22 protein-coding genes are annotated in these 19,205 nt (G+C 62.0%); 12 read left to right on the plus strand and 10 right to left on the minus strand.

Features of this window, described 5'->3' with window-relative positions; translation table 11 throughout:
• Positions 1-22: 22 nt before the first annotated feature.
• The 5 genes from M3P21_RS07210 to M3P21_RS07230 all read right to left on the minus strand — a co-directional run bounded on the left by M3P21_RS07210 (position 23) and on the right by M3P21_RS07230 (position 4,320).
• Entirely contained in the window at positions 23-1,906 is a 1,884-nt protein-coding gene (locus M3P21_RS07210; RefSeq protein WP_373319969.1) for an SLC13 family permease, read from the minus strand.
• 390 nt (positions 1,907-2,296) lie between these two features.
• On the minus strand, positions 2,297-2,653 hold the full coding sequence (locus M3P21_RS07215) for a RidA family protein (RefSeq protein WP_249708083.1): 357 nt from the start codon (positions 2,651-2,653) through the stop codon (positions 2,297-2,299).
• Between the two features lie 192 nt (positions 2,654-2,845).
• Positions 2,846-3,160 (minus strand): DUF1244 domain-containing protein, encoded by a 315-nt coding sequence (locus M3P21_RS07220; protein ID WP_249708084.1) that lies wholly within the window; start codon positions 3,158-3,160, stop codon positions 2,846-2,848.
• A 96-nt stretch (positions 3,161-3,256) separates the two neighbouring features.
• Entirely contained in the window at positions 3,257-3,496 is a 240-nt protein-coding gene (locus M3P21_RS07225; protein WP_249708085.1) for a DUF6868 family protein, read from the minus strand.
• Positions 3,497-3,582: 86 nt separating this feature from the next.
• The gene (locus M3P21_RS07230; RefSeq protein WP_249708086.1) at positions 3,583-4,320 is read right to left on the minus strand and encodes an N-formylglutamate amidohydrolase; all 738 of its coding nucleotides are present in this window, start codon (positions 4,318-4,320) and stop codon (positions 3,583-3,585) included.
• A 116-nt stretch (positions 4,321-4,436) separates the two neighbouring features.
• Here M3P21_RS07230 and pyk point away from each other — a divergent pair, with 116 nt between their 5' ends.
• Positions 4,437-5,882 carry a pyruvate kinase gene (gene pyk, locus M3P21_RS07235; RefSeq protein WP_249708088.1) on the plus strand — a complete coding sequence of 482 codons (1,446 nt, stop codon included), beginning with the start codon at positions 4,437-4,439 and terminating at the stop codon, positions 5,880-5,882.
• A 72-nt stretch (positions 5,883-5,954) separates the two neighbouring features.
• Here the strand turns inward: pyk and M3P21_RS07240 are convergent, their stop codons facing one another.
• Both M3P21_RS07240 and M3P21_RS07245 read right to left on the minus strand, forming a co-directional pair.
• Positions 5,955-6,404: a hypothetical protein gene (locus M3P21_RS07240; protein ID WP_249708090.1), complete on the minus strand. Its 450-nt coding sequence runs from the start codon at positions 6,402-6,404 to the stop codon at positions 5,955-5,957.
• 20 nt (positions 6,405-6,424) lie between these two features.
• The gene (locus M3P21_RS07245) at positions 6,425-6,796 is read right to left on the minus strand and encodes an antibiotic biosynthesis monooxygenase family protein (RefSeq protein WP_249708092.1); all 372 of its coding nucleotides are present in this window, start codon (positions 6,794-6,796) and stop codon (positions 6,425-6,427) included.
• 31 nt (positions 6,797-6,827) lie between these two features.
• On the opposite strand from M3P21_RS07245, the gene M3P21_RS07250 reads away from it, so the two are divergent.
• Entirely contained in the window at positions 6,828-7,307 is a 480-nt protein-coding gene (locus M3P21_RS07250) for a MarR family winged helix-turn-helix transcriptional regulator (RefSeq protein WP_249708096.1), read from the plus strand.
• Positions 7,308-7,386: 79 nt separating this feature from the next.
• On the opposite strand, the gene M3P21_RS07255 is transcribed toward M3P21_RS07250, so the two are convergent.
• Positions 7,387-8,307, minus strand: coding sequence for a manganese-dependent inorganic pyrophosphatase (locus M3P21_RS07255; protein WP_249708097.1), 921 nt, complete (start codon positions 8,305-8,307; stop codon positions 7,387-7,389).
• A gap of 116 nt (positions 8,308-8,423) precedes the next feature.
• On the opposite strand from M3P21_RS07255, the gene M3P21_RS07260 reads away from it, so the two are divergent.
• The 10 genes from M3P21_RS07260 (at position 8,424) to M3P21_RS07305 (ending at position 17,431) form a co-directional block, all read left to right on the plus strand.
• Positions 8,424-9,095, plus strand: coding sequence for a DUF2161 domain-containing phosphodiesterase (locus M3P21_RS07260; RefSeq protein ID WP_249708098.1), 672 nt, complete (start codon positions 8,424-8,426; stop codon positions 9,093-9,095).
• A gap of 152 nt (positions 9,096-9,247) precedes the next feature.
• Positions 9,248-9,535, plus strand: a complete 288-nt coding sequence (locus M3P21_RS07265; RefSeq protein WP_249708101.1) for a co-chaperone GroES — start codon at positions 9,248-9,250, stop codon at positions 9,533-9,535.
• 63 nt (positions 9,536-9,598) lie between these two features.
• Complete coding sequence (groL, locus tag M3P21_RS07270) at positions 9,599-11,245, plus strand: chaperonin GroEL (protein ID WP_249708102.1); 1,647 nt, start codon at positions 9,599-9,601, stop codon at positions 11,243-11,245.
• Between the two features lie 151 nt (positions 11,246-11,396).
• Complete coding sequence (locus M3P21_RS07275) at positions 11,397-11,810, plus strand: hypothetical protein (RefSeq protein WP_249708104.1); 414 nt, start codon at positions 11,397-11,399, stop codon at positions 11,808-11,810.
• A gap of 3 nt (positions 11,811-11,813) precedes the next feature.
• A complete protein-coding gene (locus M3P21_RS07280) occupies positions 11,814-13,046 on the plus strand; it encodes an HlyD family secretion protein (RefSeq protein WP_249708106.1) in 1,233 nt (410 codons plus the stop codon).
• Between the two features lie 73 nt (positions 13,047-13,119).
• Positions 13,120-13,545, plus strand: coding sequence for a lysozyme inhibitor LprI family protein (locus M3P21_RS07285; RefSeq protein WP_249708107.1), 426 nt, complete (start codon positions 13,120-13,122; stop codon positions 13,543-13,545).
• 111 nt (positions 13,546-13,656) lie between these two features.
• Positions 13,657-14,598 (plus strand): DMT family transporter, encoded by a 942-nt coding sequence (locus M3P21_RS07290; protein WP_249708108.1) that lies wholly within the window; start codon positions 13,657-13,659, stop codon positions 14,596-14,598.
• A 36-nt stretch (positions 14,599-14,634) separates the two neighbouring features.
• Positions 14,635-15,477: a DMT family transporter gene (locus tag M3P21_RS07295; RefSeq protein ID WP_249708109.1), complete on the plus strand. Its 843-nt coding sequence runs from the start codon at positions 14,635-14,637 to the stop codon at positions 15,475-15,477.
• Between the two features lie 38 nt (positions 15,478-15,515).
• Positions 15,516-16,289: an esterase/lipase family protein gene (locus M3P21_RS07300; RefSeq protein ID WP_249708110.1), complete on the plus strand. Its 774-nt coding sequence runs from the start codon at positions 15,516-15,518 to the stop codon at positions 16,287-16,289.
• A complete protein-coding gene (locus M3P21_RS07305) occupies positions 16,286-17,431 on the plus strand; it encodes an alpha-D-ribose 1-methylphosphonate 5-triphosphate diphosphatase (protein ID WP_249708113.1) in 1,146 nt (381 codons plus the stop codon). The genes M3P21_RS07300 and M3P21_RS07305 overlap by 4 nt, the downstream gene beginning before the upstream one ends.
• Positions 17,432-17,498: 67 nt before the next feature.
• Here M3P21_RS07305 and M3P21_RS07310 read toward each other — a convergent pair whose 3' ends face one another.
• Together M3P21_RS07310 and purE are read right to left on the minus strand one after the other, a co-directional pair.
• A complete protein-coding gene (locus tag M3P21_RS07310; protein ID WP_249708115.1) occupies positions 17,499-18,572 on the minus strand; it encodes a 5-(carboxyamino)imidazole ribonucleotide synthase in 1,074 nt (357 codons plus the stop codon).
• A complete protein-coding gene (purE, locus tag M3P21_RS07315; RefSeq protein WP_249708117.1) occupies positions 18,565-19,053 on the minus strand; it encodes a 5-(carboxyamino)imidazole ribonucleotide mutase in 489 nt (162 codons plus the stop codon). Before purE ends, M3P21_RS07310 begins: the two co-directional genes overlap by 8 nt.
• Positions 19,054-19,205: the final 152 nt, after the last annotated feature.

The raw sequence follows: 19,205 nt of genomic DNA on the forward strand, positions 1-19,205 counted from the left end.
GGGGGCCTCCCCGGCCACATCCTCAGAAGACCAGATTCAACATCAGCAGCGACACGATCCAGAACAGGACGGTCATGATGCCGCCGCTCTTGACGAAATCCATCACCTTGTAGCCAGCCGGTCCCATGATCAGCGCGTTGACCTGATGTGTCGGGATGATGAAAGAGTTCGAGGTCGAAATCGCCACGGTCAGGGCAAACACCGCCGGGTTCGCCCCTGCCGCCACAGCGATAGAGACCGCCAGCGGCACCAGCAGGACTGTTGCGCCGACATTCGACATCACCAGCGAGAACACCGTCGCCAGCAGCGCGACACCCGCCTGCAGCGCCCAGATTGGCCATCCATCCAGCACCAGCAGAATTTGCTGCGCGATCCAGGCGGCGGTGCCGGTGTTCTGCACCGCATGGCCCAGCGGGATCAGGCTGGCCAGCAGAAAGACCGTGTTCCAGCCCACAGCGCGATAGGCCTCGTCGATGCTCAGCACCCGGCTCAGCATCATGCCCACCGCGCCTACCAGCAGGCAGAGCGACAGGCGCACATCGGTGAACAGGATCAGCGAAAGTGAAATCGCGAAGAAAAACAGCGCCCAGCCGACCTTGTGGGGGCGCAGCTCGTCCTGCGGGAAATCGGCGGTCACCACGACGAAATCAGGATCGCGTTTAAGCCGCATCAGGTTATCCCAGCGGGTATGGCCGACCAGCATGTCGCCGGCCTGAAACGGCACTAGACCGATTTGCGTCGGGGTGTGATCTTCGGTCTTGACGTGGCTCAACGTGTCTTCGCCACGATGGATTGCCAGCAGGCTCAGCCCATAGGTCTTGCGCAGCAACAGGTCGCGGGGGCTTTTGCCGATCAGCTTGGAATCGGGCGGGATGACCAGTTCGGCAACGCCCGCATTGGTCGAGGCAAACTCCTCGGAAAAGATATCCAGTTCGGGCCGGACAGTCAGGCCGAAACGCTCGGCGAAACGCCGCACATCCCCACCCTGGCCGATCACTGCCAGACGACAGGGGGCGGCGATCTCGGCGGTGAGAATCTGCACCATCGAGGATTTCCCGCGATAGAAGGTCGAGATGATGTAGATGCTGTTCTCATTGTTGATATCGGCAAGAATCTGGCCAACCAGCGGGCTGTCTTCGGGCACTTCGACCTCGAACACGCTGGCATCCAACCCATAGACCCGCTGCAGATATTCCGAGGTGCCCTGTGCCGAGGCCACGTCGCTGTCTTCGGCCCCGCCGGGCAGGACCCAGCGGCCCAGCAGCAGGAAATAGAGGATGCCGGTCAGGATCAGCACCGCCCCGATCGGGGTGACCGAGAACAGGCCAAAAGGTTCCATCTTCTGGCCTTCGGGCAGGCTGGCATTGGCGCTCTGGATCAGGTCGTTCAGCAGGATCAGCGGCGAAGACCCCACCATCGTCATGGTGCCGCCCAGAATGGCGCAGAAGCCCATCGGCATCAGCAACCGGCTAAGCGGGATGCCCGAGCGGACCGAGATCCGGCTGACCACCGGCAGGAACAGCGCAGCCGCCCCCACATTCTGCAGAAAGCTGGAAATGAACCCGACGGTGCCGGAAACGATGGGCAGGATGCGCGCCTCTGTCGTGCCGCCGAGTTTGAGGATCTTGGCGGCCACCTTGTTCATGATCCCGGTCCGATCCAGCCCGGCACCCACGATCATCACCGCGATGATCGAGATCACCGCGTTCGAGGCAAAGCCATCGAACAGATGCGCCGGGTCGGCCAGATTGTCGAGCCCGGGCAGGTAGCTGAAGATGCCCAGCAGCACCAGCACAAGGATCGCGGCGAGGTCGATGCGGATGATCTCAGAGACAAACAGAAAGACCGTGAATGCAAGCATCGCCGCAACGACGCCCATCTCAAACGTGAATGCAAGTGGTTCCAAATCTATGCTCTCCGCGGCGCGAGGGATGGTCTGTGCGATGGGCGCGGGCAATCTGTCCCGCGCGGCGGAGCGTCATCGGAGGCGGTGGCTACGATCGCCTGCGTCGGACCGGGTGCGGCCTTGCGGTCTTGTAATTTGCGCGTCTGGCATTGCTGTCCCCTGGACTTTCCATTTGTGCACAAAAAACCGGCAGTTGGAAAGAAAAACACCTGCTGGGTCGGAATCGGCGGCGGGGTGCGACCGGGTCAATAACTGGAGCCTGATCGTCAGATGGGCAAACTTTTGGGTCGGATAAGTTATTGAGCGCCCAAAATCGCCATTCGGGCGAGGCGAAGCGGATGGCAGGTCTGAGCCCAGAGTCACGGATGCTGCGCATTGCACAAATGTCGGCTATGCAATCTGAGCGGCGATTGCAGTGATCTCAATTAGTGTAATGTCATCGCCTAAATCAGCGCCAACACATGCTCGTTGTGGCCAGTTTTCTTCCGGCCCGATCCAGTTGCACCAGACGTCGTCCATGTCACTTTTCATCGACATATCGCTTAGGAATATCGTTACCTGAAGCAGCGCGTTTTTTCCGCTTCCAACCTCGGCCAACTTAGCATCGAGAAACCTAAGACAGTTACGCGTTTGAGCCTCGATCCCATCTGCTGCGTCGGGATCATAGGCGACGATGAATGCCATGCCGCCGTAAGCGACCACATCGCTGCGCCCACGTGCACTGCTGCGAACTCTTGCTATTTCCATGCCGTTCGACCACCCATTTCTGGTTTGATTACAACTCATAGCAGACATTCATGGGCAAGGAATGGATGTCCGTTTGGCCCGCACTCTACCCTTTGGCCTCTACGGCGCGGATTTTTGTGATCGGTCAACCGCGACCATTGAGACAGGCTAGGGGGCACGTCTAAGAGAGCGCTCCCGCATCCGGGTCAGATGCTATTTCTTGTCCAACACGTTTTCCTTGAATGCGGTTTCGAATGTGGCCTGTTTTTCCGGGCTGGCCTCGGTCTGGAAGGTGGATTTCCATTCGTCCATACTCATGCCGTAGAAGATTTCGCGCGCCTCGTTCTTATCCATTTCGATGCCTTTTTCATTCGCCGCTTCCTGATACCAGCGGCTCAGGCAGTTTCGGCAGAATCCGGCGAGGTTCATCATGTCGATGTTCTGGACGTCGGTGCGGTCTTGCATCAGGTGCTGCTGCAGGCGGCGAAAGGCGGCGGCCTGAAGCTCGATTTCGGTTTGAGGGTCCATTTTCGGGCTCCGGGGTTGAGAGGGGCTGTCTAGCAGTAACACCACAGCTTGGCCGGGAAAACAAACGCTTGATGGCAGTTGCGCCGCACCGACCGTTCAGACCAGTTTCAAGGCCAGCCAGGGTGTCAGGCAGAAGATCAGCGTCAGAATTTTGTAATTTGCCAGATAGGTGAAATAAGCCTTTCGCACTTCGGCGGGGCTCATGTCGAACAATCTGCCGTGAATATCAGCAACCCGGTCTTTCAAGACGACGATCATGATCGTGCTGAAACCGAGAATTGCGAAGTTGAGGAGTGTTATCCACCCAAAAACAGTGGTGAGTATATCTTGTGTCATAGGCACCTCCATTGTCCTGGAAATGGGGATCGGACTGGGTGCTCACAAGAAAGGGCGCGCTGATTGCGCACCTTTCAGACACTATGTCACAGGCTGCTTTGCGCCAGCGCGTCCTGCAGGATCACGGCCAGCCGTTCCGCCCAGACACGCTGCCCGGCATGGTCAGCGATCAGGTCATTGCGCAACTCGATCAGGGCGTTGGGGCGATGGTGCCCGGTGCAATGCTGGTCGATGGAATCCCCCGGCAGCACGCCGGTGTAGGGCTCGTTCACGCCGGTGCACAGATCGGGTTCCGCCTTTAATCGGTCGATCAGAGGGCGCGAGAACCGCTCATCGGGGGTATGCAGCACACCGACATGCCAGGGCCGCGGCGCCCGCCCGCGCAATTGCCGCGTGAACGAATGCATCGCGATCACCACCATATGCGGCAGCGCGGCCAGTTGCTCATAGGCCCGGTGGTAGGGCCGGTAGCACAGGTTCAGCCGTCGCTCGCGTTCTTCTGCGTCGGCGTGGCGGTTGGCGGGGATGATGGACCCGTCATAGAGCTTCATCAACAGGGTAGGGTCGTCTTCACCCCGGTTCGGGTCGATGGCGAGGCGCGAAAAATTGGCCCCGATCACCGGGGCGTTCAACAGTTCGCCCAGATGTTTGGAGACCTCATAGGCGCCGACATCATAGGCGATGTGGCGTTCCATATCCTCGCGCGGCAGACCCAGATCCCCATCATTGATCGCGGGCGGCACCATGTTGGTGGCGTGATCGCAGGTGATCAGCCAGCGCCCGGGGCGATCCTCGCCATGAATGAAAAAGGGGGAATATGTCATCAGCCTGTCATCTTGTTTGGCGCACCTCTAGGACAGTTGCCTGCAAAAGGGAATTGGGTCATAAGCGGCGCAAGTGATGTTTGCGGTAACATCAGGATCGGCAGGAGGGCAAAGCAGTGCGGCGTCTGAGAAATGTAAAAATCGTAGCGACGCTGGGACCGGCGTCGGACACCTATGAGACAATCCGTGCTCTGCACGAGGCGGGGGCGGATGTGTTCCGGCTGAACATGAGCCACGGCTCTCACGAGGAGATTCGCGAGAAACACAGCATCATACGAAAGATCGAACAGGATCTGGACAGCCCGATCGCCATTCTGGCCGATCTGCAGGGCCCCAAGCTGCGCGTCGGTGTCTTTGCCAACGAGGCCGAAGAACTGGTCGAAGGCGCGGCGTTCCGGCTCGACCTGGACGAGACGCCGGGGGATGCCGGACGGGTCTGCCTGCCGCATCCCGAGATCTTTCAGGCGCTGGAACCCGGTTCGCGGCTGTTGGTCAATGACGGCAAGATTCGCCTGACCGTGCAGGATTGCGGCCCCGATTTCGCCAATACCACCGTCGAGACTGGGGGCACCATTTCCAACCGCAAGGGCGTGAACGTGCCCGATGTGGTGCTGCCGCTGGCAGCACTGTCGGAAAAGGACCGCAGGGATCTGGAATTTGTCTGCGATCTGGGCGTGGACTGGCTGGCGCTCAGCTTCGTGCAGCGCGCCAAGGATGTGTTCGAGGCGCGCGCGCTGGCCGATGGCCGCGCCGCAATCCTCAGCAAGATCGAGAAACCTGCGGCGATCGAGGCGTTTGATGACATTCTTGATGCTTCGGACGGGATCATGGTGGCGCGGGGCGATCTGGGGGTGGAACTGCCGGTCTCGGCGGTGCCGCCGATCCAGAAGCGGCTGGTGCGCAAATGCCGGGCGGCGGCCAAGCCGGTAATCGTGGCGACCCAGATGCTGGAAAGCATGATCGAAAGTCCGATGCCGACCCGCGCCGAGGTTTCGGACGTGGCCACCGCGATTTATGAGGGCACCGACGCCATTATGCTGAGCGCGGAATCCGCCGCTGGATCTTATCCGGTGGAATCGGTCAGCACCATGAACAAGGTGGCCATCGAGGTCGAGGCCGACCCGACCTATACGCTGATCATCGCGGCATCCCGATCTGCCGCCGGGACCACCGTGGCCGACGGTATCGTCGCTGCCGCCCGCGAGATCGCGGAAAAGACCGAGATCAAGGCGATCTGCTGTTTCACTCAAAGCGGCACCACGGGTCTGCTGACGGCCCGCGAACGCCCCGGCATTCCGATCATCGCCATGACGTCGGTGCTGGACACAGCGCGGCGGCTCTGCCTGTCCTGGGGCTGCAACTGTGTCATTACGCCGGAATTGGAGCGTTTCAAGGGCGCCGTCGTCGCCGCCGCGCGTGCTGCGCGCTCGGGCGGTTTCGCCGCTGAAACCGACCAGATCGTGGTCACTGCGGGCGTGCCCTTCAACGTGCCCGGCAGCACCAACATCCTGCGCATCGCCCCCTGCGACGAGCGGCTGATCTACAATATGGATCCGGGGTAAGAGTGCGCGCGTTTCGGTTTGAAGGCGCGCGACTTGTCCGCTTGTTGATGCTTTGCGTATGCAAATAAACGCTCATTTCCGAGCGGTTTTTCTGCGACGTGCAGTCATCGCGCGCCCGTCCCGGATGCTCAGCCCCATCAAGGTGAGGTTGGTTGCCCCCGCGCAAAGCTCGATGATTTGCACGAGGTAAAATCCTGTGTCGAAAGACCCCGCACCTGCCTTGTTGTTTAGATAAATTGCTGCAGGCACCAGAATGAGCAGACCGTTCGCAGCAATGATCGGCATGCGTTTTTTCTTGGCGATGGCTGGCGCATCCTTGCGTCGTCCTCCGATTGACATGCCGGTGGCGCCAACAATCGCCATTGCCGGCACAAGGACCAAAAGGCCTTTCACGATCAGGGATTTGACCATGGCGACCGTTTCATAAGTCCCGAACACTTCGCTGTAGATCGTCGAGGTCCAGAAGAGGAGGATCGTCAGAAACCCAATGACTCCGGCGATGGGGTGGATTGCTTTCAACATGGGATGGCTCCGATCCGGGATTATGCGACGCAGTGGTTTGCGATGGCGAGTTTTCGGAAGAGATGTGGCCGGGCCACGGCGCCGGCGGGGTAGTCGGCCAGACGGCTCTGGAACTCGGGATCGTTGAAGGCCGCGCGAAAGCTCTGAACGTCCTGCCAGATGGCGTAATTCACAAAGCTCGAACTGCCCGCGATCCCTTTGTGCAACTGGGTCGAAATGTAGCCCGGCCGGGTTTTCATGAAGTCAGCGTCATGCGCCCAGGCCGTCAGCAGGGCCTCTTCGTCCTTTGCATCTACGGTGAACAAGTTGATCAACACGATCGGTCCTTCTTCGGCCTGAATCTGATCGGCCAAAGTTGTGATCGCATCCAATTCCTCGAAACGCGGGGCCATCGGTTTTCCTTTCTGCAAGAATTAACATAGCATGCTATTTAATATTGCACAGCATGCTATGCAAGTGGTAAATTCACGCATGGAATTCGAAAAAGAGAACTCGGCCGGATATCTGGTCAATCATATGGCGCGGCTGTTCGCCAAAGAGCTGCAGCAGCGCATTGCGCCCCACGGCATCGTCGTCGGACAATTTCCGATATTACTGGAGCTTTGGCAGAAGGACGGCGTTTCGCAAAAATCGCTGCTGGACAAGATCGATGTCGAGCAGGCAACCTTGGCCAATACGCTCAACCGGATGGAGCGTGACGGGCTGATAAGACGAACAAGAAATCCCACGGACGCCCGCGCTCAGCAGATCTGGCTGACCAACAAGGCTACCGCGTTGCGGGAATACGCCTATGCCTCTGCTCAGCGTGTGAACGCAGAGGCGCTAAGTGTTCTTGATGCTTCAGAGCAAGCGCATTTCATGGAATATATGAGCCGGATCATAAGCGGCATGCGCGCGTCATAAACAGAACGGGCCGCGTTTCCGTCGGCCCGGTGGGCGCGTCTGGGGCGGCGCGCCACTTTCATGTTTTTTGGTCGGTCGATCAGACCTTCAGGTTCGGAATGATCTGCTTCTTGCGGCTCATCACACCGGGCAGGACCACCGTGTCGCCTGTCGGCGCGGCATCGAAGGATTTCGCGGCCACGGTTTTCACCAGATCGTTCGGGACCAGCAGGGTGGCTTCCTCGTTCAGGATGTCCACCACAAAGAGCAGCACCTGATCGACGCCGTCTTCAGCGGCCACAGTGGTCATGCTGTCCATCAGCGAGGCTTTGCGGTCCAGCACCACGCCCGGCGCGGTGGTTTCCAGAACCGAGACCCGGAACTTGGTGCCCTCGACCGCGTATTCCTTGCTGTCCATGCGCAGCAGCTCGGCATCCGAGAAGCTGGAGACGTCCGATTTCGCGGCGAACATCTCGGCGGCATAGGCGGGGATATCGAGACCCAGCTCAGCGGCCAGCGCCTCGGCCACGGCGCGGTCGTGATCGGTGGTTGTGGGCGAGCGGAATTCCAGCGTGTCGCTGAGGATGCAGGTCAGTGCCGCTCCCTTGACCGCCTCGGGCATCGTCGCGGCATCGTCACCGATCAGGTCCATCATGATGGTCGCGGTGCAGGCCAGCGGGCGCACGGTGATGTCGATGGGGCCCTTGGTTTCCAGCCCGCCGACCAGTTTGTGGTGGTCGATGATGGCTCGGATGTCGGCGCTGTTGATGCTGGCGGGCAGTTCAGCGGGGTTGTTGGTGTCGACGATGACGACGGCTGCGTCCTCGGCCACGTCGCTGATGATCTCGGGCTTGTCCAGGCCCCAGCGTTCCAGCATGAAGGCGGCCTCGGTGTTGGGCTCGCCCAGCAGCACCGGCTTGGCAGTCTCGCCCTTGATCTCGTTCAGGTACCAGGCCCAGAGGATGGGCGATCCGGTGGAATCGGTATCGGGGGATTTATGTCCGAAAACTTGGGTGGTCATGTCACTGTCCTATCGTCACGAATTTGCGCGCCTTATAGGGGGGGTGGCACGCCTTGTCACCCGGACTGTTGGCGGCAAATGGACGCCGGGCCACCAGTGTCATAGAACGGAAGACAATGGAGCGCGAGCAGGATCTATATGCGCCGGTCAAGGCGTTGTTGGAACGACAGGGATATGTCGTCAAGGGCGAGGTCGGCGCCGCCGATGTGGTGGCAAGGCGCGGTGAGGAGCCGCCGGTCATCGTGGAACTGAAGCTGCGGTTCTCGCTGGCGCTCTACCATCAGGCAATCGCGCGGTTCAATCTGACCGATCAGGTCTATATCGCAGTTCCCAAACCCACCGGCCGCAGCCAGCGGCGGCTGTTGCGGGACAATACCGCCATGTGCCGCAGGTTGAGCCTGGGGCTGATCACGGTGCGCGGCGATGGGCGCGCCGAGGTGCAATGCGATCCGGGGCCTTACGCGCCACGCAAATCCCGCAAGCACACCGAACGTCTGCTGCGCGAGTTCGACCGGCTGCAGGGCGATCCGAATGCGGGCGGGGCGACCCGGCACGGGATCGTTACCGCTTACCGACAGGATGCGCTGCGCTGTGCGGCCTATCTGGCCGAGCATGGGGTGACCAAGGGCGCTGTGGTGGCAAAGGCTACCGGCGTGGCGCAGGCCACGCGGCTGATGCGGGACAATCACTACGGCTGGTTCGCGCGGGCCTCCGCGGGGTTTTACGCCCTGACCGAGGCGGGCGCCAAGGGTCTGCGGCACTGGGCCTATAGCTGGGATCATGAGTGATCGAAATTTTTCCCCTACCAGACGTTGACTCGGCCCGGCGATGTGCCTAGCTATGCGCCGTTATCACTCGACGTGGTTGAGTGCTAACGGCCCTCCGCGGGAGGCGTGAGGGCGATAAAGGAAACGTACTTTGAGCCCAAGGAGCTGCAAAGATGGCATTGAAACCGCTTCATGACCGTGTGTTGGTTCGTCGCGTTGAGAGCGAAGAAAAAACCGCAGGCGGCCTGATCATTCCCGACAGCGCAAAAGAAAAGCCCAGCGAAGGCGAAGTCGTCGCAACCGGCGAAGGCGCGCGCAAGGACAGCGGCGAACTGATCGCGATGTCGGTCACAGCAGGCGACCGCATCCTGTTCGGCAAATGGTCCGGCACCGAAGTGAACATCGACGGCGAAGAGCTGCTGATGATGAAGGAAAGCGACATCATGGGGATCATGGCCTGAGCCCACGGGCTTTGCCGACCTCAACTCGCTGAACGCTGACAAGAATTCTCAAGGAGATAGAACATGGCTGCAAAAGACGTCAAGTTCGACACCGATGCCCGCAATCGTATGCTGCGCGGTGTCAACATTCTGGCCGACGCCGTAAAAGTGACCCTGGGCCCCAAAGGCCGCAACGTGGTCCTGGACAAATCCTTTGGCGCGCCGCGCATCACCAAGGACGGTGTATCGGTCGCCAAGGAAATCGAACTGGAAGACAAGTTCGAGAACATGGGCGCGCAGATGGTCAAGGAAGTTGCTTCCCGGACCAATGACGAAGCCGGTGACGGCACCACCACCGCAACCGTTCTGGCCCAATCCATCGTCAAGGAAGGCCTCAAGCAGGTTGCCGCCGGTCTGAACCCGATGGACCTGAAGCGTGGCATCGACCTGGCGACCACCAAGGTTGTCGAAGGCATCAAGGCCGCTTCGCGCGAAGTGAAAGACTCGGCCGAAGTCGCTCAGGTTGGCACCATCTCGTCCAACGGCGAAACCCAGATCGGTCAGCAGATCGCGGATGCGATGCAGAAGGTCGGCAACGAGGGTGTCATCACCGTCGAGGAAAACAAAGGCCTGGAAACCCAGACCGATGTTGTCGAGGGCATGCAGTTCGACCGTGGCTACCTGTCGCCTTACTTCGTCACCAATGCCGACAAGATGATCGCAGATCTCGAAGACTGCATGATCCTGCTGCACGAAAAGAAACTGTCCTCGCTGCAGCCGATGGTTCCGCTGCTGGAATCGGTAATCCAGTCGCAGAAGCCCCTGCTGATCATTGCCGAGGATGTCGAAGGCGAAGCGCTGGCGACCCTCGTGGTCAACAAACTGCGCGGCGGTCTGAAAATCGCAGCCGTCAAGGCACCGGGCTTCGGCGATCGCCGCAAGGCCATGCTGCAGGACATCGCGATCCTGACCGGTGGTCAGGTCATCAGCGAAGACCTGGGCATGAAGCTGGAAAACGTCACCATGGACATGCTGGGTTCGGCCAAGAAGGTGTCGATCACCAAGGATGAGACCACCGTGGTTGACGGCTCGGGCGAGAAGGCAGAAATCGAAGCGCGCGTCGCTCAGATCCGCACCCAGATCGAAGAGACCACCAGCGACTACGACCGTGAAAAGCTGCAGGAACGCGTTGCCAAACTGGCAGGCGGTGTTGCCGTGATCCGCGTTGGTGGCATGACCGAAGTGGAAGTGAAAGAGCGCAAGGACCGTGTAGACGATGCGCTGAACGCGACCCGCGCGGCCGTTCAGGAAGGCGTTGTCGTCGGTGGCGGCGTGTCTCTGGTTCAGGCCGGCAAGGCGCTGGAAGACCTGAAAGGCGCAAACGCCGATCAGGACGCGGGCATCACCATCGTGCGCAAGGCCATCGAAGCGCCGCTGCGCCAGATCGCCGAGAACGCGGGCGTCGACGGCGCCGTGGTTGCGGGCAAAGTGCGCGAATCTTCGGATGCGGCCTTTGGCTTCAACGCACAGACCGAAGAATATGGCGACATGTTTGCTTTTGGTGTGATCGACCCGGCCAAAGTTGTCCGTACCGCTCTGGAAGATGCGGCGTCGGTTGCAGGTCTGCTGATCACCACCGAAGCCATGGTTGCCGACAAACCCGCCAAAGACGGCGCGCCTGCTGCAGGCGGCGGCATGCCCGACATGGGCGGCATGGGCGGCATGATGTAAGCCATCCGGACCTTCTGGTCAAAGATCGGGGCTGCCTTCGGGCGGCCCCTTTTTTTGCCGCAATCCCAGACATCCAGAGTAAATGCCATGCCAGCTTGTTTCACCGAGTTTTTGGTTTATTCATTGGGCGCATAGATTTTCGGAGATTCACGTGGCAACCCCAGACATACACCCCTTGGCAGCCGAACATATCCCAAAATATGTGGTGGCCGCAGACGGCAGCGATTATCTGTTCAATTTCATGCTGGTGTTCACCGTAGGTGTGATCCTGCTGATCGGGGTGGCCTATTTCACCCTGCATTCCATCCCCGAAAAGATGGCGCATGAATCCAACCATCCGCAGTTTCAGCTTGTGGGCATTCTGGCCCTGCTGGCGCTGTTTACCCACAATGGGATATTCTGGATCGCCGCGATCCTTGTCGCAGGCTTCCAGATCCCCGATCTGGCCGCGCCATTGCGATCGATTGCCGAGGCGATCCGCTCTCTGGCCCCGGCGCGACAGGTCAGCCCTCCGCCCGTGCCAGAGCCGCCCAGCGACCCCGAAACCCTGGTCGAGGAGCGCTGATCAATGCTGGAAACGATGATGTGCGCCCTGATCACGGTGCTGCCCGATTACCTGTTCCGCCGCTACTTTCAGGGCAAGCGGATCGGCCATGAGATCACGCTGTTCACCATGTGGTACGAGTTGCGCTGGGGCCTGACCGCCTGTGCGATCCTTGCCCTGACCGTGATCACCACCCTGTTCTACTTTCACCCCGCCAGTACCAACGTGGCCTCGTTTTTCAGAACGGTGACCATTCTGCCGCAGGTGGGCGGGCGTGTGTCAGAGGTCTTTGTCAGCAACAATGAGCTTGTGACCGCCGGGCAGCCGATCTTCCGGCTTGAGGATTCCAGCCAGCAGGCACAGGTGCAAGCCGCAAACGCCAAGATCGCCGAGGTTCAGGCCTCGCTGAAAGTTGCCGAAACCGATCTGGCCGAGGCCGATGCGGGCATCGCAGGCGCGCGTGCCTCGTTGGCTCAGGCGAGGGAGGATCTCGAGCGCAACGAGACACTGCGCGACGAAGGCTCCAGCGCGGTGCGGCTGGCCGAGGTCGAGCGGCTGGAAAACCTCGTGGCCGAGCGCGAGGCGCAGGTGGTCGCGTCACAGGCGCAGAAGGCCGCTGTGGAACAGCAGATCCAGGAATTGATTCCGGCACAGATGGCCAGCGCGATCGCGCAGCTTGACGCGGCCCATACAGAGCTTGAGAAGACGCTGATCGTGGCGGGTGTCACCGGCACGATCGAACAGTTCGGCCTGCAGGTCGGCGATTATGTCAGCCCGCTCTTGCGGCCCGCCGGCATTCTGGTCCCTTCCTTTTCCGGTCGTGACCGGTTCACGGCGGGGTTCAACCAGATGGCCGCACAGGTCATCAAGCCCGGCATGATCGGCGAGATCGGCTGCATGACGCGTCCGTTCAAGGTCATCCCGGTTGTGGTGGTCAACGTGCAGGATGTCATCCCCTCGGGCCAGATTCGCCCCAGCGACGAGCTGCGGGATCTGCAGCACAACAAGGTGCCCGGAACGCTCACGGTCTATCTGGAGCCGCTCTATGATGGCGTGGCCGATCACATTCCGCCGGGCAGCACCTGTCTGGCCAATGTCTATACCGACAATCACCACAAGCTGGAGGATGAGACCTTGGGCTTCTGGAACAAGGCGTTCCTGCATGTAGTGGACACGATCGGGGTGGTGCACGCGGCGGGACTGCGGCTCAGGCTGATCCTGATGCCTGTGAATACGCTGGTTCTGACCGGACACTGAAACATCAACCATGCCGAAAGTCTGTCAGGGGGCCGCCGCCGCTGCCCCGACAGACCCGAGCGACGGAGCGAACATGAAATCCTTTCTTTTCGCAGCGCTTCTGGGGCTTGTCGCTGTGCAGGCCTTCGCCGAAGACGGGACGCCGGGGGCTGCCGCCCGCCAGTGCGAGACGCGCGCTGCCGACGAGGTGGCGGCCATTCAATGTTACGAGACGGAGCTTGAAGAGTGGGACGCGCGGCTCAACACCGCCTACGGGGCTGCGATGCAGGGCGCTCAGGCCAATGACGCCCGCGAGGACCTTCCGGCAGGGGCAAGGAACGCGGCGGACGCTTTGCGCGAGATGCAGCGCGCATGGATCGCCTATCGTGACGGGCTTTGTGGGCTGGACCGGGCCGGGTTGACGCCGTCCAATACGCAGGCAATGGCCTGGACGAAATGCCGGTTGCAGGAAACAGCCCGCCAGACCGGATTGCTGGAGGGGGCGGCAGAGCGGTTCTGATATCGGCCCCGAGGGCTTTGATGCGCTGAAGCGGCGCAATGCGCAGGAAACGGATCGTCACCTGCTCCCGGCCCTGCCATCGCTTGGTGACTACGATCAAGGAGCCGGGCGATGGGAACAGACGTCAAACCAATGGACGCGCAGGACTGGGGACTGCTTGTTTTTCTGTCGATCCTGTGGGGCGCCACGTTCTTCTGGGCCGGGGTCGCGGTGCAGGAATTGCCGCCGCTGAGTGTGGTGCTGATCCGGGTGGGCGGCGCCGCGATAGTCCTGTTGCCGCTCCTGTTCTGGGCCGGGCACAGCCTGCCACGGGGATTTGCGGGCTGGGTGCCGTTTCTGGGCATGGGTCTGTTCAACAACGTGCTGCCGTTTGGGTTCATCTTTGCCGGACAGACGCAGATCGGTGTCGGCCTGTCGGCGATCATCAATTCGATGACACCGCTTTTCACCGTGCTGGTGATGGCCGGTTTCTCAGAAGAACGGCTGACCCGGTTCCGCCTGATCGGTGTGCTGCTGGGCGTGGCCGGGGTGGTGGTTCTGAACGGCGGCGGCGCGGCGCTGCAGGGTGGGCAGCTTCTGGGTGTCGCGCTGTGTATGGCGGGTGCGTCTAGCTACGGCTTTGCCGCGCTCTGGGCGCGCCGCAAACTGGCGGGCGTGCCGCCGCTCAAATCCGCCACCTGTCAGTTGATCTGCTCGACCGCGATCCTGTTGCCTGTGGTGGCGCTGGTCGACCGGCCGTGGAGCCTGACAGTGCCCTCCGACGGGGTTCTCTGGGCATTGGTGGCGCTGGCCCTGCTGGGCACCGCACTGGCTTATCTGGTGTTCTTTCGCATCCTCACGCGGGCCGGGCCAAGCAATGTGATGCTGGTCACGCTGCTGATCCCGGTGACCGCGATCCTGCTGGGCTGGGCGATTCTGCACGAGGCGGTGACGCCGCGCGATCTGCTCGGGGCGGGTGTTATCGGCTTTGGTTTGCTGTTCATTGATGGGCGTATCCCGGCCCGGCTGCACCGAGCAGTGACCGGAACGGGCCGTGCGAAAACGCGGAATTGAGTGTTCAAGGCGCGCCCTGCAGGATAAGGGCAGACCATGCGCCTGGTTCTTCTCATCTCTCTCACCATGGTGGCCTTTGCCGCGAATTCGATCCTGAACCGGCTGGCGGTGGGCAGCGGTGCGGCTGATCCCGGCACTTTCGCGGTGGTCCGTGTCCTGGCCGGAGCCCTTGTCCTGTGTCTGCTTGTGTGGGCGCGTGGCGGCCGGGTGCCGCTGACCGCACGGGGCCGTGTGGTGGGCGCGCTGTCGCTGTCGCTTTATATGGTCGGGTTCTCGATGGCCTATCTGACGCTGGATGCGGGGCTGGGCGCGCTGATCCTGTTCGGCGTGGTGCAGATCGCGATGTTTACTTATGGCACGTTGCGCGGCGCCCGACCTTCACCGTCGCAGATAATGGGCGCTGTGATCGCCTTTGCCGGGCTGGCCTATGTACTCTGGCCGTCTGGTGGCATGCGTGTGGATGCAGGCGGTGCGGCGCTGATGGCCTTGGCCGGGCTCGGCTGGGCAGCCTATACGCTTGCGGGCCGATCTGCGCCCGATGCGCTGGCGGCGACGGCGGCCAATTTTGTGACGGCCCTGCCGCTGACCGCTGCGGCGATCTGGATGATTGGCCCGGCGCTGGAGATGACGCCTGCCGGGCTGGCACTGGCCTGCCTTTCGGGCGCGGTGACCTCGGGGCTGGGCTATGCGCTCTGGTACCGGCTGGTGCCGCAACTCAGCCCGGCGGTGGCGGCAACGGTGCAGTTGAGCGTGCCGGTGATCGCGCTGGTGGCGGGCGTGCTGCTGCTGGGCGAAGTGGGCAGCCTTTCGCTGGTGCTGGGCACCATGCTGGTGCTGGGCGGCATTGCCCTTGCGGTACTGCCCGGCGCGCGGCGCTGAGGGTTTATCCCGGTGCGAAATGGCGTTATCCCGCAGCCATGCGTTACCTGATTGCCCTGTTCCTGTGTCTGCCCGCTCCGGCTTTTGCCGAATGTGTCATCCTGTTGCACGGGCTGGCGCGCACCGAAGTGTCGCTGACCGTGATGCAACAAGTGCTCGAATCGGAAGGCTATGACACGTTTGCGCCGGGCTATCCCTCGACCGATCTGCCGATTGACGAACTGGCCGCCGGAACACTGCCCTCCGCGATCGAGGCCTGTGGTGATCAGACGGTGAATTTCGTGGCCCACAGCATGGGCGGCATTCTGATCCGCTCTTGGATGCAGGATCACAAGCCCGCCAATATGGGCCGCGTGGTGATGCTGGGGACGCCCAACCAGGGCAGCCAACTGGTTGATGAACTGGGTGATCTGGAAGTGTTCGGCCTGTTGCACGGTCCTGCGGGCCTGTCGCTGGGTACCGGGCCGGACTCTGTGCCGCTGAGCCTGCCGCCGGTGAATTTCGAGCTTGGGGTGATCGCGGGCCGGAACTCTCTGAACCCGGTGTTTTCGGCGATGATCGAGGGGGCGGATGACGGCAAGGTGTCGGTCCAGTCAACAGCGGTGGCGGGGATGCGCGATCATATCGTGTTGCCGGTGACCCACACCTTCATGATGAACAACCCGCTGGTGATCGGGCAGACCGAGCATTTCCTGAAATACGGTCATTTCGACGCCGAACTGACCTGGATCGATTCGCTGATCGGGCCGATCGAAGAGGGCTGCGAGGAAGGGCAGGGTTGCGACACCTCCGAGCAGGAGCCGCGCGAATGAGCCTGAGCCTGACATTTGCCGGGGCCGAGGTGCTGCTGCCGGGGCAGGGGCTGGTCCGTGAGGAGATCTCGATTGCCGATGAGGTGATCACGGAGGGTGCGGCGCGCGCGGTGGCGCTCGACGGCTATATCGTGCTGCCCGGCATCGTTGACCTGCATGGCGACGGGTTCGAGCGGCATCTGGCACCCCGTCGCGGCGCGATGAAACAGATGGACGAGGGGGTAATCGCCACCGAGGCGGAACTGGCCGCCAATGGCATCACCACCGCTGTCATGGCACAGTTCTGGAGCTGGGAGGGCGGCGTGCGCGGCCCGGACTATGCCGCGCAGGTCTTTGCCGCCATCGCGAATATGCGCGACCGGGTGGTCACCGATCTGGTGCCGCAATTGCGGTTTGAGACACATATGCTTGAGGATTACGCGGCCTTGCCAGCACGGATGGCGGATTGGGGTGTGTCCTATCTGGTATTCAACGACCATCTGCCGCATGACCGGCTGGCGGCGGGGCGTGTGCCGCCGCGCCTGACGGGGCAGGCGCTGAAGGCGCGGCGCAGCCCCGAGGCACATCTGGCGCTGTTGCAGCAACTGCATGAGAACGGCCCCGAAGTGCCGGCTGCGCTGGACGGCCTCTGTGATACGCTGCGCGCGCAGGGCGTGGCGCTGGGCAGTCATGACGACCGGAGCGCGCAAGATCGCGCGGACTGGCGCGCGCGCGGCGTGCGGATCTCCGAGTTTCCTGAGACCGTCGAGGCTGCTGAAGCCGCGAAAGAGGTGGGCGATCCGGTCATTCTGGGCGCGCCGAACGTGGTGCGGGGCGGGTCGCACAAGGGCAATGCCAGCGCGCTGGACCTGATCGCGATGGGGCTGTGCGATGCCATTGCCTCGGATTATCACTATCCCAGCCCGCGCCGCGCAGCGCTGATGCTGGCGGGCAGCGGCGTGCTGGATTTGGCTGCGGCCTGGGCGCTGGTGTCATCCGGCCCGGCGCGGGTTCTGGGGCTGACGGATCGCGGTGATCTCAGCCCTGGCAAACGCGCCGATCTGGTGGTGCTGGAGGCTGACAGCAAGCGCGTTGCGCTGACCATGGCAGGCGGGCGGATCAGTTACCTGAACGGGGACATCGCCGCGCGGGTGCTAAGGTAGCGGGGACGCGCCGGCTCGGGCCCGGCGGGCCGTCGCCGACGCGTCGAAAATCTGCGATTTTCGGGTGCTAGGTTGCCCGGGTGATGCGATTGACATGGCCCATCTTGCGGCCCTGTTTGACCTCGGACTTGCCATAGAGATGCAGCGCTACATCGCGCTCGCGGGCCAAATCGGGGACGCGGTCCATGTCGTCGCCGATCAGGTTCTCCATCACCACATCCGCGTATCGCTGCCCATCGCCCAGCGGCCAGCCCGCCACCGCGCGGATATGCTGTTCGAACTGATCGACGGTGCAGCCATTCTGCGTCCAGTGGCCGGAATTATGCACCCGAGGGGCGATCTCGTTCACGATCAGCCCTTGCGGTGTCACAAACAGCTCAACCCCCATAACACCGACATAATCCAGCCGGTTCAGGATGTTGGCGGCCAGCAGCACCGCATCGGTCTTTTGCGCAGAGGTCAGCTGCGCGGGGACGGTGGTGGTGCGCAGGATGCCTGACTCATGCACGTTTTCGCCCGGATCGAAACAGGCGACCTGACCGTCCAGCCCGCGCGCGGCGATGATCGAAACCTCGTGGGAGAAGTCCACGAACCCTTCCAGAATGGCGGGTGCACCGGCCATATCCGCCAGAGCCATCTCGGCGTCGGCGGGCGCTTGCAGGCGGGCCTGCCCTTTGCCGTCATAGCCGAAGCGGCGGGTCTTCAGGATCGCCGGGGTGCCGATCTCGGCGATCGCTGCCTCGAGACTGGCCAGATCGGTGATGTCGGCAAAAGGTGCGGTTTGCAGGCCGAGGTCGCGCAGAAAGGTCTTTTCGGTCAGCCGGTCCTGGCTGATCCGCAGCGCCTCGCGTCCGGGGCGGATCGGGCGGTGCGCCTCAAGCAGGTCGAGCGCCTGAGTGGGGATGTTCTCGAACTCGTAGGTGATCACGTCGACCGAGGCGGCAAAGGCCTGCAGGGCGGTTTCGTCTTCATAGCGTGCAGTGGTGACGGCATGGGCCACATCGCCTGCGGGCGGGTTGGCGCCGGGCTCGAAGATATGAGTGCGAAATCCAAGTCGGGCCGCCGCGACAGAGAGCATGCGGCCCAGTTGACCGCCGCCCAGAATGCCGATGGTTGCGCCCTGGGGCAGGGGGTCAGTCATTGCTGGGCTCCTCGGGGATCGATGCGGAGAGGGCGCCGCGCCAGGCGTCGAGCCGTTGCGCCAGCGCGTCATCCTGCAGCGCGAGGATGCCTGCGGCCATCAGCCCGGCATTGGCCGCCCCCGCCGACCCGATTGCCATGGTGGCGACCGGAAAGCCCTTGGGCATCTGTACGATGGAATAAAGCGAATCGACGCCCGACAGCGCGCGGGTCTGCACCGGCACGCCGATCACCGGCACGCGGGTTTTCGACGCCATCATGCCCGGCAGATGCGCCGCACCGCCAGCGCCCGCGATGATCACATGCAATCCGCGATCCGCGGCGGTCTTGCCATAGTCCCACAACCGGTCCGGCGTGCGGTGAGCCGAGACGATGCGCGCTTCATGGGCGATACCCAGCTCGTCCAGAACATCGGCCGCCTCTTTCATCGTGGGCCAGTCCGACTGGCTGCCCATGATGATCCCCACTTTGATGTCGCCCATGCCTGTTCCCTCGACCCGTGAAAGAGCGCGCACTATAGCCAAATCGCTACGGCTGGCAATGCGGTTGCAAGGGCATGCGGGTCTCAGGATCGATCGGATGGGGAGGGCGTGATAAGCCACCACAAAAGCAAGCCCAAAGCAGCAGCAGAACA

This window comes from Ruegeria spongiae (assembly GCF_023502395.1).
GTDB lineage: Bacteria > Pseudomonadota > Alphaproteobacteria > Rhodobacterales > Rhodobacteraceae > Ruegeria_C > Ruegeria_C spongiae.

Coding starts and splice junctions, on each gene's coding strand:
- M3P21_RS07245 (WP_249708092.1), bottom strand. CDS start 6,796: ATGGCCCCGCGTTTCGAGGAATTGGATGCGATCACAACTTTGGCCGAT.
- groL (WP_249708102.1), top strand. CDS start 9,599: ATGGCTGCAAAAGACGTCAAGTTCGACACCGATGCCCGCAATCGTATG.
- M3P21_RS07300 (WP_249708110.1), top strand. CDS start 15,516: ATGCGTTACCTGATTGCCCTGTTCCTGTGTCTGCCCGCTCCGGCTTTT.
- M3P21_RS07225 (WP_249708085.1), bottom strand. CDS start 3,496: ATGACACAAGATATACTCACCACTGTTTTTGGGTGGATAACACTCCTC.
- M3P21_RS07295 (WP_249708109.1), top strand. CDS start 14,635: ATGCGCCTGGTTCTTCTCATCTCTCTCACCATGGTGGCCTTTGCCGCG.
- M3P21_RS07290 (WP_249708108.1), top strand. CDS start 13,657: ATGGGAACAGACGTCAAACCAATGGACGCGCAGGACTGGGGACTGCTT.
- M3P21_RS07285 (WP_249708107.1), top strand. CDS start 13,120: ATGAAATCCTTTCTTTTCGCAGCGCTTCTGGGGCTTGTCGCTGTGCAG.
- M3P21_RS07280 (WP_249708106.1), top strand. CDS start 11,814: ATGCTGGAAACGATGATGTGCGCCCTGATCACGGTGCTGCCCGATTAC.
- M3P21_RS07255 (WP_249708097.1), bottom strand. CDS start 8,307: ATGACCACCCAAGTTTTCGGACATAAATCCCCCGATACCGATTCCACC.
- M3P21_RS07240 (WP_249708090.1), bottom strand. CDS start 6,404: ATGTTGAAAGCAATCCACCCCATCGCCGGAGTCATTGGGTTTCTGACG.
- M3P21_RS07305 (WP_249708113.1), top strand. CDS start 16,286: ATGAGCCTGAGCCTGACATTTGCCGGGGCCGAGGTGCTGCTGCCGGGG.
- M3P21_RS07260 (WP_249708098.1), top strand. CDS start 8,424: ATGGAGCGCGAGCAGGATCTATATGCGCCGGTCAAGGCGTTGTTGGAA.
- M3P21_RS07265 (WP_249708101.1), top strand. CDS start 9,248: ATGGCATTGAAACCGCTTCATGACCGTGTGTTGGTTCGTCGCGTTGAG.
- M3P21_RS07220 (WP_249708084.1), bottom strand. CDS start 3,160: ATGGACCCTCAAACCGAAATCGAGCTTCAGGCCGCCGCCTTTCGCCGC.
- M3P21_RS07310 (WP_249708115.1), bottom strand. CDS start 18,572: ATGACTGACCCCCTGCCCCAGGGCGCAACCATCGGCATTCTGGGCGGC.
- M3P21_RS07215 (WP_249708083.1), bottom strand. CDS start 2,653: ATGGAAATAGCAAGAGTTCGCAGCAGTGCACGTGGGCGCAGCGATGTG.
- M3P21_RS07250 (WP_249708096.1), top strand. CDS start 6,828: ATGCTATTTAATATTGCACAGCATGCTATGCAAGTGGTAAATTCACGC.
- purE (WP_249708117.1), bottom strand. CDS start 19,053: ATGGGCGACATCAAAGTGGGGATCATCATGGGCAGCCAGTCGGACTGG.
- M3P21_RS07230 (WP_249708086.1), bottom strand. CDS start 4,320: ATGACATATTCCCCCTTTTTCATTCATGGCGAGGATCGCCCCGGGCGC.